The sequence below is a fragment of the Intrasporangium sp. genome, from assembly GCF_032907665.1.
GTDB lineage: Bacteria > Actinomycetota > Actinomycetes > Actinomycetales > Dermatophilaceae > Intrasporangium.
The window spans coordinates 1-13,269 of sequence record NZ_JAJJPG010000102.1; the positions used below are offsets into that span (position 1 = coordinate 1).

Genomic DNA, 13,269 nt, shown 5'->3' on the forward strand with positions numbered 1-13,269 from the left:
CACGGGGCTGCTCACGGGGCTGCTCGGCGCGCGGTCCCCGGGGTCGCCCGCGTTCCTGGCCCCTTCGCCTCCCGGTCGTGCGGCCGCCCGGCGTGACCTCGTCGTCGAGCCGCAGCGTCAGGGAGATGCGCTTGCGCGGCAGGTCGACGTCGAGCACCTTGCACCTGACGACGTCGCCCGGCTTGACCACCTCGCGGGGATCGGACACGAAGCGGTTCGAGAGGGCCGACACGTGGGCGAGGCCGTCCTGGTGGACACCGACGTCGATGAACGCACCGAAGGCCGCGACGTTGGTCACGACGCCCTCCAGCGTCATGCCGGGCCGAAGGTCCTTCAGCTCCTCGACCCCCTCCTTGAAGGTCGCGGTGCGGAAGGCAGGGCGGGGGTCGCGACCGGGCTTGTCGAGCTCGGCGAGGATGTCCGTGACGGTCGGGAGGCCGAAGGTGTCGTCGACGTAGTGCTCGGGCCGCAGGCCCTGCAGCGTGGCGGTGTCGCCGATCAGTGCGCGCAGCTCGACGCCGGTGTCGGTGAGGATCCGGCGGACGACCGGATAGGCCTCCGGATGGACGGCCGAGGAGTCGAGCGGGTCGTCCCCGTCGGTGATCCGGAGGAAGCCGGCTGCCTGCTCGAAGGCCTTGGCCCCGAGTCGGGGGACCTGCTTGAGCGCCTTCCGGCTGCGGAAGGGGCCGTGGGCGTCCCGGTGGGAGACGATGCCGTCGGCGAGGCCGGCCGTGATGCCCGAGACCCGTCGCAGGAGGGGAGCGGAGGCGGTGTTGACGTCGACGCCGACCGCGTTGACGCAGTCCTCGACCACGGCGTCGAGCGAGCGGGACAGGGACGTCTGGGGCAGGTCGTGCTGGTACTGGCCGACGCCGATCGACCGCGGCTCGATCTTGACGAGCTCGGCGAGGGGGTCCTGGAGGCGCCGGGCGATCGACACGGCGCCCCGGAGGGAGACGTCGAGGCCCGGCAGCTCCGCGGAGGCATAGGCGGACGCCGAGTAGACGGACGCTCCCGCCTCCGAGACGACGGCCGTGGTGACTCCGAGCTCGGGGTGACGCCTGACGAGGTCCTGGGCGAGGCGGTCGGTCTCGCGGGAGGCCGTGCCGTTGCCGATGGCGATGAGCTCGACGTGGTGCTCGGCGCACAGTCGCGCGAGGGTGGCGATGGACCGGTCCCACTGGTTCTGCGGGACGTGGGGATGGATGACATCGGTGGCCACGACCTTCCCGGTCGCGTCGACGACCGCGACCTTGACCCCGGTGCGGAAGCCGGGGTCGAGACCCATCGTCGCGCGGGACCCCGCCGGTGCGGCGAGCAGCAGGTCGCGCAGGTTAGCGGCGAAGACGCGCACGGCCTCGTCCTCGGCTGCCCGGCGCAGGCGCATTCGCACGTCGATGCCGAGGTGGACGAGCAGCTTGGTCCGCCAGGCCCAGCGGACCGTCTCGGCGAGCCAGCCGTCGCCGGGACGGCCCTCGTCGCGGATCCCGAAACGGCGTGCGACCGCCCGCTCGTAGTCGGTCGGCCCGGTCGGTGGCTCGTCGGAGGCCGGCAGCGGGTCCACGGTCAGGGCGAGGACCTCCTCCTTCTCGCCCCGGAGCATCGCGAGGACCCGGTGGGAGGGCAGCGTCGTGAACGGCTCCGAGAAGTCGAAGTAGTCGGCGAACTTCGCGCCCGCCTCCTCCTTGCCCTCGCGGACCCGGGACGTGAGGCGGCCCTGCGACCACATCCGCTCGCGCAGGTCCCCGACGAGGTCGGCGTCCTCGGCGAAGCGCTCGACGAGGATGGCGCGGGCGCCGTCGAGGGCGGCCGCGGCGTCGGGCACGCCCGTCGTCGGGTCGATGAAGGCGGCTGCCGCGGCCTGCGGGGGGAGCGAGGGGTCGGCGAGGAGCCGGTCGGCGAGCGGCTCGAGGCCTGACTCCCTCGCGATCTGCGCCTTCGTGCGGCGCTTCGGCTTGTAGGGCAGGTAGATGTCCTCGAGCCGGGCCTTGGTCCCGGCAGCGAGGAGCTGGGCGCGCAGCTCCTCGGTGAGCTTGCCCTGCTCGTCGATCGAGGCGATGACGGCCGCGCGGCGCTCCTCGAGCTCGCGGAGGTAGCCGAGGCGCTCCTCCAGCGTGCGCAGCTGCGCGTCGTCGAGGCCGCCGGTCACCTCCTTGCGGTACCGCGCGACGAAGGGCACGGTCGCCCCACCGTCGAGCAGGCCCACCGCTGCCTGCACCTGACCAGCGCGGACGCCGAGCTCCTCGGCGATCCGCTGCCCGATCGACTGCCCTTGCGAACCCACGCGCCCTCCCACCCTCGTGTCACATCCACGCGCTCCAACGCGTGGAGCCTGCATTCTGCCGGTCCCGGTCCGGCGGCGCGCGGCCCCCCACAGGAACGCCGTTTGAATGCGTGCGCGCGTGCTGAGTCTCACGTCACAGCGAACGGCCCCGGCCGCGGGGTAACACTGAGTCATGACGACCTATGACGTGCACCGGCCGGTCGGGGGCGACGTGATCGACCTCATCCTCGAGGACCACTACCTCATGGAGCACCTCCTCAGACAGATGCGGGATGACTCGGGTGACCGCGACGCCGCCCGTCGCGCCTTCGCGGCCGTGCACGTCGCGCACGCCGAGGCGGAGGAGCGGCACGTGTATCCGGCGTTCCGCAAGCGAGCCGAGGAGGTCGGGCGCCACGAGGTCGAGCACGGCCGGGAGGAGCATGCCGAGGGCAATGAGGCGCTCCTCGCCGTGATGGAGCTCAAGGGCACCGACACGCAGGCCTACGAGGACGCGGTCGAGGAACTGTCGAACCTCGCCGGCCACCACCTCGTCGAGGAGGAGCTCACCCTGCTCAACCCGGCGCGTCAGGACCTGTCCGAGAAGGCCCGGCTCGAGCTCGGTGCGGTGTTCGCCGCGGAGCGCAACCGCCAGATCGACGAGGACTGCGGCAGCCTGGCCAACCTCCGGCGCATCGTCGCCGAGGCGAGGAAGGCGGGCGAGCTGCCCACGCCCCAGGAGAAGGTGGACAAGGCCGAGGAGAAGCTCGAGGAGGCCAAGCGCGAGGCGGCCCGCTCCGACGGTTGACCCTGCCTCACCCCGACCTCAACCCGGCCTCAACCCGGCGTCAACCGGCCCCAGTCGGTGGAGCCGGGTCGAGCAGGGCTCGCAGGGCGCGCCGCTCGACGGCGGGGACGTAGCCTGCGTAGTAGTCGTAGAGGCTCTGCAACGACGCGCGCGCAGCCTCCGGCCCGTCTCCCGACCGGATCGCGTCGAGCACCTGCTCGTGGTGCTCGAGGGACCGCCGCATCAGCGCCTTGCTGTTGCGGGCGTGGGCGATCCTGTCGGAGATGACCGAGAGCACGGTGTCGCGCACGACCTCGTTGCTCACCTGGATCATCGTGTTGCCCGAGGCAGCGGCGACCGCCTCGTGGAAGGCGAGGTCGGCCTCGCCGAACGCGTCGTAGCCGAGGTCGAGGGCCACGCGCATCCCGTCGATCGCGGCCTCCATGTCGGCGAGCTGCTCGGCCGTGCGAAGGACTGCGGCGAGCCGGTTCGCGGTGGCGTCGAGCATCATCCGCGAGACGAGCAGCTGGGCCAGGGTGAGCTCCTCGGCACGGGCGAGGCGGCGCAGCTGCTTGCTCAGGCCCCGGGCGGTGAAGGGCAGGACCTCCGGCCCGTTGGGGTCGCCGGGGCGCGAACGCACGAGGCCGTTGCTCTCGAGGACACGCAGGGCCTCGCGCACCGTCGCCCGGCTCGTGCCGAACTGGGCGACGAGCTCGCGCTCGCTCGGCAGGTGCTGCCCGGGAACCAGCTCGCCGTTCGCGATCGCGGCCTCGACCTGCTCGACGATCCGCTCGTAGAGCCGCACCGGCCGGACCTGCTCGAAGGCGGGCTGGTCAGTCATTGGATCAGCCCTGGTCCAGGGGAGCCGGGTCGCGTGGTGGGATCGGCCAGTCGGGCGTCGCCTCGGGACTGCGGCGGTGCTCGAACCAGTGCACCGCGCGGAGCACTCCCACGTCGTCGAAGCGCGGGCCCGCGACCTGGAGCCCGATCGCCCGACCGTCCGGCAGGAAACCGCAGTTGACCGTCGCGGCGGGCTGGCCGGTCATGTTGTAGGGCACGGTGAAGCCGATGTGCGCCATGCCCTCGTCGCCCTCGCCCCACGGCATCGGCCACTCGGCGGGGAAGGCCGCGACCGGCGCGACGGGCGACAGGACGAGGTCGAACGCCTGGGTCGCCGTGGCGGTTGCCTGCTGGAGCCGCATGATGCTCGTGTAGTCGCGCATGAGCTCCTGGGCGGTCACGTCGCGGGCCGCTTCGACCCAACGCCGGATGAAGGGCAGCACCCGGTCCCGGGCAGCGGGGGCCAGGGCGTCGAAGTCGACGAGGGATCGCACCCGCCAGAACTCGTCGAGTCGTCGCAGCAGGTCCGGCTCGAGGAAGGGCTCGAGCCGCTCGACCGTCGCGCCTGCCGCCTCGAAGACCCGCGCCGCCTCCTCGACCGCGTCGCGCACGGCGGGGTCGACGGGCAGGCCGCAGCCGGCATCGACGAGGAGCCCCACCCGCAGGCCGGCCACGTCGTAGGTCCCGCCGACGGTGAGGTCGGCGAGGTCGAGGTGCTCGGGCGGCAGGGCCGTCCAGTCGCGCGGGTCGGGTCGGCTGATGACGTCGAGCAGCAGTGCGGCGTCGGCGGCCGACCGGGTGATGGGCCCGGCCGCCCGACCGAGGAAGGGCGCCTGGAGCGGGACGCGGCCGGCGCTCGGCTTCAGGGTGGTCAGGCCGAGCCAGGCCCCGGGCAGGCGGATGGAGCCGCCGATGTCGGTCCCGACGTGCAGGGGGGCGTAGCCCGCGGCTGCGGCGGCACCGGCACCCGCGCTCGACCCGCCGGTCGTGAGGCTCGGGTCCCAGGGGCTGCGCGTGATCCCGTGCAGGCTCGAGACCCCGGAGGAGAGCATCCCCCAGTCCGGCATCACGGTCGAGCCGAGGATGATCGCGCCGGCCTCCTCGAGCCGCTCGACGACGGGTGCGCTGCGCTCGGGCACGACCGGGGTGACGCCGGCGTTCCCGGACGGCATCGGCACCCCCGTCCGCGCGAGGTTCTCCTTGACCGTGGCGGGAACGCCGTCGACGGGACTCAGCGGGGCACCCGCTCGCCAGCGTGCGGCACTGCGCTCAGCGGCATACCTCGCCTCGTCGAGGTCGTACCGCCAGAAGGCGTTGAGCTCGGGCTCTCGCTGCGTGATGACGTCGGCGACATCGTCCACGACGTCGACGGGCGAGAGCGTGAGGGAGCCGTATGCCGCTGACAACGCCTGCGCGGTCAGGCGCGCCGGGCGCTGGGCTGGGTCCGTCGCCACGTTGCCGTTCACCGCCCTTTCGGTCTCGGAGCGGTGTCGACCCTTGACATCCGCGCCACCGAAGGAAACGGTAGCGCTCAAGGCCGAAAAGTCCACTGGTCAGACCAGCGCTGACCGATGTGCCGCAGGGATGGAGTCGCGATGAAGCCCAGCCGTTTCGCCACCGCTGCCGGGAGCGTCCTGCTCCTCGCGCTCACCGCCTGCTCGGCCGGCTCCGGCACCTCCGACGGCACGTCGACGACCGGGGGAGCCGGCGCGACCGACACGTCCCTCACCGTCGGGCTCGTCGCCGAGCCGGTGAGCCTCGACTTCACGACGAAGGACGGGGCGGCCATCCCGCAGGCGCTGCTCGACAACGTCTACGAGACGCTCGTCAAGGTCGACCAGTCGGGTGAGCTGCAGCCGGCGCTCGCGAAGTCGTGGCAGGTCTCCGAGGACAACAAGACCTACACCTTCGACCTCGTCGAGGGCGCGACGTTCACCAACGGCACCCCGTTCACGGCCAAGGACGCCGCCTTCTCGATCAACCGGGTCAAGAGCGACTGGACCGTCTCCCTCAAGTCCGCCATGGACGTCGTCGCCGAGGCGAAGGCGCTGAGCGACACCCAGCTCGAGGTCACCCTGACCCAGCCGAGCAACAACTGGCTCTACCGGATGTCCACCCGCATCGGCGCCATGATGACCGAGCAGGGCGTCTCCGACCTCGCGGCCAAGCCGGTCGGCACCGGTCCCTACGTCTTCGACGAGTGGCGCCGTGGTGACTCGATCTCGTTCACCGCGAACCCGGACTACTGGGGGACCAAGCCGTTCTTCCAGGACGTCACCCTCAAGTACTTCAAGGACCCGTCGGCGCTCAACAACGCCCTGCTCACCGGCACCATCGACGTCGTCGGCACCGTCCAGGCCCCCGAGTCGCTCCAGCAGTTCGAGGGCAACGAGAAGTTCGAGATCACCGAGGGCACGACCAACGGCGAGGTCCTCCTGTCGTTCAACAACAGCAAGGCCCCGATGAACGACCTCAAGGTGCGCCAGGCCGTCCGCCACGCCATCGACCACCAGGCGCTGCTCGACACGTGCTGGGCCGGCCGAGGAACCCTCATCGGCAGCATGGTGCCCCCGACCGACCCGTGGTACGAGGACCTCACCGGCCTCTACCCCTACGACCTCGAGAAGGCCAAGGCGCTCGTCGCCGAGACGGGCGTCGGGTCGACGCCGCTGCGGCTGCGTCTGCCGTCCCTGCCCTACGCGACCTCGTGCGGCCAGGTCGTCAAGAGCCAGCTCGAGCAGGCCGGCTTCACCGTCAACCTCGACCAGCTCGAGTTCCCCGCGGTCTGGCTGAGCACCGTCTTCACCGACGCCGACTACGACATGTCGATCGTCGCGCACGTGGAGCCGCGTGACCTGCCCGCCGTCTTCGGCAACCCGGACTACTACACCCGCTACGACAGCACGCAGCTCCAGGCCGACCTCGCGGCGGCCGACGCCGGCACCGCCGAGGAGCAGATCGAGCTGATGAAGAAGGCGGCCCGCGAGCTGTCGCAGGACGCGGCCGGGGACTTCCTCTTCCTCCTGCCGAACCTCATGGTCGCCGAGAAGGGCATCACCGGGCTGCCGAAGAACGCCATCACCGAGTCGTTCCGCCTCTCCGACCTCAGCCGCAGCTGAGCAGCCCGTCGCACGGGCCGGCCCATGCTGCTGCACGTCGTCCGGAGGTCCGCGATCCTCCTCGTGAGCCTCGCCGTGAGCTCCGTGATCGTCTTCGGCTTCATGGTGCTCCTCCCGGGCGACCCGGCCCGGGTCGCGCTCGGCGTCAACGCCTCGGAGGAGGCGGTGGCGTCGCTGCGGGCGGAGTTCGGCCTCGACCGGCCGCTCGTCGAGCAGTACTTCTCGTGGGTGTCGGGCCTGCTGCGCTTCGACCTCGGCCGCAGCTACGTCTCCCAGGTCGAGATCGCGCCGCAGATCCTCGACCGGCTCCAGGTCACCCTCTGGCTCGTCGCCTGCGCGATGCTGCTCGCCGTGCTCATCGCCGTGCCGCTCGGCACGCTCATGGCAGTGCGGCACCGGCACCCCAGCGGGCTCGTCCTGTCCGCACTCTCGCAGGTCGGCGTCGCGGTGCCTGCGTTCCTCGCCGGGATCCTGCTCATCACCGTCTTCGCCGTGCGGCTCGGCTGGCTGCCGGCGAACGGCTGGACCCCGCCGAGCGAGGACCCGGTCCAGTTCCTGCGCCAGCTCGTGCTGCCGGTCCTCTCGCTCGGCATCGTCCAGGGTGCGGTGCTCACGCGCTATGTCCGCAGCTCGATCCTCGACGTCCAGCGCGAGGACTACATCCGCACGGCCCGCGCCAAGGGACTCGGCCCCTTCCGCGCCCTGTGGCGGCACGGCTTCCGCAACGCCGCGATCCCCGTCGTCACCGTCCTCGCGCTCCAGCTCGCGACCCTGCTCATCGGGGCCGTCGTCGTCGAGCGCGTCTTCGTCATCCCCGGCCTCGGCAGCCTCCTGCTCGACCAGGTCTCCAACCGGGACCTCGTCTTCGTCCAGGACATCGTCATGCTGCTCGTCTTCGCCGTGCTGCTCGTCAACTTCCTCGTCGACCTGCTCTACCTCGCGATCGACCCGCGGCTCCGGGTGGGGCATCGATGACCGCCGAGGCACTTCCCCTGGCGGGCCGGCCCGCAGCGCGACGGCGTCCCGGCGCGAGCCTCGTCGTCGGCGGCGTCCTCGTCGTCGGGGTCGTCCTCATGGCCCTGCTCTCCTTCGTCTGGACGCCGCACGACCCGACGCTGGTCAACGCCTCATCGCGGCTGCGGGACGTCGGCGACCCCGACCACTGGCTCGGCACCGACAAGTTCGGTCGCGACGTCCTGAGCCAGGTGCTCGTCGGCGCGCGGACGACGCTCTTCGTCGGGGTCGTCGCCGTCGGCGTCGCGGGCCTGCTGGGAGTGCCGCTCGGCATCATCGCCGCCATGGCCCCGCGCTGGCTCGGCGAGACGCTCATGCGCGGGATGGACCTGCTCCTCGCCTTCCCTGCGCTGCTGCTCGCCATCATGTTCAGCGCGGTCTACGGCGGCAGCACGCTCGTCGCGATGATCGCCATCGGCATCGCGACCATCCCGAGCTTCGCGCGCATCGTGCGCAGCGGTGCGCTCCAGGTGCTGCGCTCGGAGTACGTCCTCGCCGCCCGCGCCGCCGGCCGCACGCCCTGGGCGATCGGGCTGCGGCACGTGCTGCCCAACGTGAGCAGCCTCATCATCGTCCAGGCCTCCGTCGCCTTCGCGATCGCCGTGCTCGCCGAGGCTGCCCTCTCCTTCCTCGGCTACGGCACGCCGCCGCCCACCCCGAGCTGGGGGCGGATGCTCCAGGAGAGCCAGGAACTGCTCTTCTCCGCGCCGCGCCTCGCCTTCATCCCCGGTGCGGCCATCGCCCTCGCCGTGCTCGGCTTCAACCTCCTCGGGGACGGCCTCCGCGACCGCTACGACCCGCGGCTGGAGGACCGGCGATGAGCGCGAACCCAGTGACGCCTACGCACGCCGGCACAGCGGCATACGGAACCTCCCCACCCGGGGCACCTGAGGACCGGCCCGTGCTCGACGTCCGGGGGCTCTCGGTGAGCATCGGACGGCACGACCTCCTCCACGACCTCACCTTCACCATCCGGCGCGGCGAGCGCGTCGGCCTCATCGGCGAGTCCGGCTCGGGCAAGTCCCTGACGAGTCTCGCGCTCCTCGGCCTCCTCCCTGAGGGCTCCCGCGTGACGGGCTCGGTGCGCCTCGCCGGCGTCGAGCACGACGTCGTCGGCGCGCGCGAGCGCGACATGGCGCTCGTGCGGGGCAACGACGTGTCGATGGTCTTCCAGGAGCCGATGACCGCCCTCAACCCGACGATGCGCGTCGGTGCCCAGGTGGCCGAGACGATCCTCATCCACGCGGGGCGGGGCGGGCGACCCGAGGCTCGTCGCGGCGCGGTCCGCGAGCGGGTCGTGGCGCTCCTCGACCAGGTGGGGCTGCCCGCCGCGGCCGAGATCGCCCAGGCCTACCCGCACCAGCTCTCCGGCGGCCAGCGGCAACGGGTCGTCGTCGCGATCGCCCTCGCCAACGACCCGGAGCTGCTCGTCTGCGACGAGCCGACCACGGCGCTCGACGTCACCGTCCAGGCGCGGGTCCTCGACCTCATCGTCCGAGGCGTCGAGGCCCGCAACTCCGCGATGCTCTTCATCACCCACGACCTGCCCGTCGTCGCGACGGTCTGCGAGCGCGTCCTCGTCATGTATGGCGGCCGCATCGTCGAGGCCGGCCCCGTCGCCGAGGTGTTCACCCGGCCCCGTCACCGTTACACCGAGGGCCTGCTCGGGGCGTCCGACCTCGAGGGCGCCGACCCGCACCAACCACTCGACACGATCCCGGGGACGGTGCCGTCCGCCGGAGCATTCCCCGAGGGGTGCGTCTTCCGCACCCGCTGCACGCACGCCACCGCCGAGTGCGCGGTCCCACCACCATGGAGCGGACCGAGCCCCGAGCACGGGCATGCCTGCGTCCACCCGGCCGGAGGGGAGCGATGAGCGCGTCGATCGTCGTCGAGGATGTCGTGCGGCACTATCGGCGGCCGCGGACCTCGTTGCGGCACAAGGCAACTGCTGTCGAAGCCGTCAAGGGGGTCAGCTTCGAGGTGGGCCGGGGTGAGCGATTCGGCATCGTCGGCGAGTCGGGTTCGGGCAAGTCCACCCTGCTCCGTCTCATCGCAGCCCTCGACCGCCCGACGAGCGGGGAGATCTACGTCGAGGGCATGGCCATCACGGGTCGCCACGAGCGCGACCTCGGTTTCGTCCGGTCGCAGCTGCAGGTCGTCTTCCAGGACCCCATGGGCTCGCTCGACCCGCGGATGCGGGTGCGCGACATCATCGCCGAGCCCCTCGTCGCCCAGGGCGGCCACGACCGGGACGCGCGCGAGGCGAGGGTCCACGAGCTCCTCGAGGCCGTGGGGATGTCGCCGCAGGCCGCTCACCGCTTCCCCCACCAGTTCTCCGGGGGACAGCGCCAGCGGATCTCCATCGCCCGCGCCCTCGCGCCGCGCCCCTCGATCCTGTTGGCCGACGAGCCGGTGAGCGCCCTCGACGTGTCGGTGCGCGCGCAGGTCCTCAACCTCATCACCGAGCTGGTGGACGAGCTCGGGCTGACCCTCGTCTTCGTCTCGCACGACCTGTCCGTGGTGCGCCACATCTGTGACCGCGTCGCGGTGATGTCCGCCGGGAAGGTCGTCGAGCTCGGCCCCACGGCGCAGGTCTATGACGACCCCCAGGACCCCTACACCAAGCAGCTGCTGCGCGCCGCGCCGAGCATGCGGCGCGCCCTGCGCGGTGGCGGCACCGCTGAGCTCGTCGGAGGTGGCTCATGACCGGACTCCACACCCTCGCCCATCCCGCCGGGCTGCCGATCGGCGAGGCGTGGGTGCCCGCGCCCACGACGGCGTCCGTGCACTTCCCCTACAACGGTGAGCTCGTCGCCGCGACGCCCGTCGGGTCGAGCGAGCTTGCCTCCCAAGCGATCTCGTATGCCGCTGGGCTGCGCGAGCGCGCCGCCTCCCTGCCCTCGCACGTCCGTCGCGCGGCGCTCACGGAGACCGCGCGGGCCGTGGCCGTGCAGCGCGAGGACTTCGAGCTGCTGCTCGTCCTCGAGACCGGCAAGCCGCTCGTCGACTGCCGGGTCGAAGTCGACCGCACCCTGCTCACCCTGACGACCGCAGCCGAGGAGGTGGCACGCCTGCACGGCGAGACCGTGCCGCTGGACCTCCTGCCGAGCGGGGAGGGACTGCTCGGCTTCTGGGTGCGGCGACCCATCGGCGTCGTCGTCGGGATCGCCGGCTACAACTACCCGCTCCTGCTCGCCTCCCACAAGCTCGCCCCCGCCCTCGCGGCCGGCTGCCCCGTCGTCATCAAGCCGGCCCCGCAGACGCCGCTGGCGACGCTGTGGCTCGTCCACCTCGTCCGGGAGGCGCTCGCTGCGGTGGGCGCGCCCAGGGGTCTCGTCCAGCTCGTCACCGGCGGCGCCGACGTCGGCGTGGCGCTGACGACCGACGCGCGCGTCGGCGCGGTGTCGTTCACGGGTTCGGCCGCGGTCGGGCACCAGATCGCGAAGGACGCCGCACCGACCAAGGTCCTGCTCGAGCTCGGGTCGAACTCCGCCCTCGTCGTCGCCGAGGACGCGGACCTCGACGCGGCGGCTTCTGCCGTGGTGCGGGGTGGCTACTACGCGTCGGGGCAGGCCTGCATCTCGGTTCAGCGCGTCGTCGTCGTGCAGGACGTGCGCGAGGCGTTCCTCACCGCACTCGCCGCGCGGATGGCCGAGGTCGTCGTCGGCGACCCGCGCTCACCGGAGACGCGGGTCTCGGCGCTCATCGACGAGCGCTCCACTGAGCGGGTCCGCTCCTGGGTCGAGACAGCCGTTGCGGCGGGTGCGACGCTCGTGACCGGAGGCGACGTCCGCGAGGGCGTGATGCAGCCGACGGTGCTCCTCGACGTCCCCGACGGCCAGCTCGCCTGGGACGAGGAGGTCTTCGGGCCTGTCGTCGCCGTGCGGTCGGTCGCATCCGTCGACGAGGCCATCGAGGTCGTGAACCGGTCCCGCTACGGGCTGCACGCGAGCGTGTTCACCGCGTCCCTCGAGACGGCGTTCCGGGCCATCGACCGCATCGAGACTGGCGGGGTCGTCGTCAACGAGGTGCCCGGCTTCCGTTCCGACGTCATGCCCTACGGCGGGGTCAAGGACTCCGGCGTGGGACGCGAGGGGCCCCGCTTCGCCATCGAGGAGCTGACCGTGACGCGGATGGCGATCATCCGCCCGACGACTGCATCCCAGCCAGAACCGAGGAGCCCGTCGTGACGTCCTCCGCAGTGCCGGGGGGCGGGGGCCGCGTGGACTACGCGCGCCTCTTCCGACTCGACGGTCGGCGGGCCGTCGTCGTCGGCGCCGGGAGCGGCATCGGTCGCGAGAGCGCCCTCGCGCTGGCCGCCCACGGGGCGCAGGTCGTCTGCGTCGACCGGGACCTGGCCGCGGCGGAGGGCACGACGCACCTCGGCGAGGGGCTCAGCGCGTATGAGCTCGACGTCCTCGACCGGGACGCGGTCCGGCGCTGTGCGGAGGAGCTCGGCGTCGTCGACGTCCTCGTCCACTCCGCCGCGACGAATGTCCGCAAGCACGTCCTCGACTACTCCGACGAGGAGTTCGACCGGGTCGTGGACCTCAACCTGAGAGCGGCCTTCGACCTCGTCCGCGCCTTCGGCCCGGGGATGGCCGAGCGCGGTCGGGGCAGCATCATCGCCTTCAGCTCCATCCGGTCCCTGACGGTCGAGCCCGGCCAGGGGGTCTACGCCGCGACCAAGGCTGGTCTCGTGCAGCTGCTGCGGGCGGCGGCTGCAGAGCTCGGACCACGCGGGGTCCGGGTCAACGCGATCGCCCCGGGAGTCGTCGAGACGCCCCTGACCGCCCAGATCCGCAACGTGCCCGAGTGGGCCGAGGCCTACGCCGCCAAGAGCGCCCTCGGCCGGTGGTCACGCCCCGAGGAGCTCGCCGGGGCCGTGGTCTATCTCGCCTCCGACGCCTCGTCGTTCGTCACCGGCACGCAGCTCGTCGTCGACGGCGGCTGGACCGCGATCGACGGGCGCTACACGCCCCCCAGGTGACCCACCCGCCACCTCAAGTCGAGTGGCCCCAAATGCCACACCCCCCCACTCGAGTGGCCCGGGTTTCCACAGGTCTTGGGCCCGTGGGCCTGTGCACAGTGGGGCCACTCGAGTTGAGCGCGGGGAAAGTCTGGCCACTCGAGCTGAGCGCGGGGAAAGTCTGGCCACTCGACGTGAGGGCGGCGATCGACGACGGGGCCCGAGACGTGTCGCTGCTGCTTCGTCGAGTGGCCCCAAAATCCACCTCCGCCCT

The 13,269-nt window shown here is 72.1% G+C and carries 11 protein-coding genes; 8 read left to right on the forward strand and 3 right to left on the reverse strand.

The features are described from left to right. The coding region (locus LOY02_RS14130) for a Tex family protein (protein WP_410505956.1) at nucleotides 1-2,338 on the reverse strand (2,338 nt) is incomplete at its 3' end. A gap of 118 nt (nucleotides 2,339-2,456) precedes the next feature. Here LOY02_RS14130 and LOY02_RS14135 point away from each other — a divergent pair. Continuing rightward, nucleotides 2,457-3,071: a hemerythrin domain-containing protein gene (locus tag LOY02_RS14135; RefSeq protein ID WP_317183002.1), complete on the forward strand. Its 615-nt coding sequence runs from the start codon at nucleotides 2,457-2,459 to the stop codon at nucleotides 3,069-3,071. A gap of 40 nt (nucleotides 3,072-3,111) precedes the next feature. Here the strand turns inward: LOY02_RS14135 and LOY02_RS14140 are convergent, their stop codons facing one another. Further along, nucleotides 3,112-3,891, reverse strand: a complete 780-nt coding sequence (locus tag LOY02_RS14140) for a FadR/GntR family transcriptional regulator (protein ID WP_317183003.1) — start codon at nucleotides 3,889-3,891, stop codon at nucleotides 3,112-3,114. A gap of 4 nt (nucleotides 3,892-3,895) precedes the next feature. After that, the gene (locus LOY02_RS14145; RefSeq protein ID WP_410505957.1) at nucleotides 3,896-5,344 is read right to left on the reverse strand and encodes an amidase; all 1,449 of its coding nucleotides are present in this window, start codon (nucleotides 5,342-5,344) and stop codon (nucleotides 3,896-3,898) included. A gap of 141 nt (nucleotides 5,345-5,485) precedes the next feature. Here LOY02_RS14145 and LOY02_RS14150 point away from each other — a divergent pair, with 141 nt between their 5' ends. The 7 genes from LOY02_RS14150 to LOY02_RS14180 are packed head-to-tail and all read left to right on the forward strand — an operon-like array spanning nucleotide 5,486 to nucleotide 13,016. After that, on the forward strand, nucleotides 5,486-7,009 hold the full coding sequence (locus LOY02_RS14150) for an ABC transporter substrate-binding protein (RefSeq protein ID WP_317183005.1): 1,524 nt from the start codon (nucleotides 5,486-5,488) through the stop codon (nucleotides 7,007-7,009). Between the two features lie 24 nt (nucleotides 7,010-7,033). Next, on the forward strand, nucleotides 7,034-7,984 hold the full coding sequence (locus tag LOY02_RS14155) for an ABC transporter permease (protein ID WP_317183006.1): 951 nt from the start codon (nucleotides 7,034-7,036) through the stop codon (nucleotides 7,982-7,984). Beyond that, entirely contained in the window at nucleotides 7,981-8,844 is an 864-nt protein-coding gene (locus LOY02_RS14160; RefSeq protein WP_317183007.1) for an ABC transporter permease, read from the forward strand. Before LOY02_RS14155 ends, LOY02_RS14160 begins: the two co-directional genes overlap by 4 nt. Beyond that, nucleotides 8,841-9,899 (forward strand): ABC transporter ATP-binding protein, encoded by a 1,059-nt coding sequence (locus LOY02_RS14165; RefSeq protein WP_317183008.1) that lies wholly within the window; start codon nucleotides 8,841-8,843, stop codon nucleotides 9,897-9,899. Before LOY02_RS14160 ends, LOY02_RS14165 begins: the two co-directional genes overlap by 4 nt. Next, entirely contained in the window at nucleotides 9,896-10,732 is an 837-nt protein-coding gene (locus LOY02_RS14170) for an ATP-binding cassette domain-containing protein (RefSeq protein WP_317183009.1), read from the forward strand. The genes LOY02_RS14165 and LOY02_RS14170 overlap by 4 nt, the downstream gene beginning before the upstream one ends. Next, nucleotides 10,729-12,216, forward strand: coding sequence for an aldehyde dehydrogenase family protein (locus tag LOY02_RS14175; protein WP_317183010.1), 1,488 nt, complete (start codon nucleotides 10,729-10,731; stop codon nucleotides 12,214-12,216). The genes LOY02_RS14170 and LOY02_RS14175 overlap by 4 nt, the downstream gene beginning before the upstream one ends. A 32-nt stretch (nucleotides 12,217-12,248) precedes the next feature. Next, nucleotides 12,249-13,016 (forward strand): SDR family NAD(P)-dependent oxidoreductase, encoded by a 768-nt coding sequence (locus LOY02_RS14180; RefSeq protein ID WP_410505958.1) that lies wholly within the window; start codon nucleotides 12,249-12,251, stop codon nucleotides 13,014-13,016. Nucleotides 13,017-13,269: the final 253 nt, after the last annotated feature.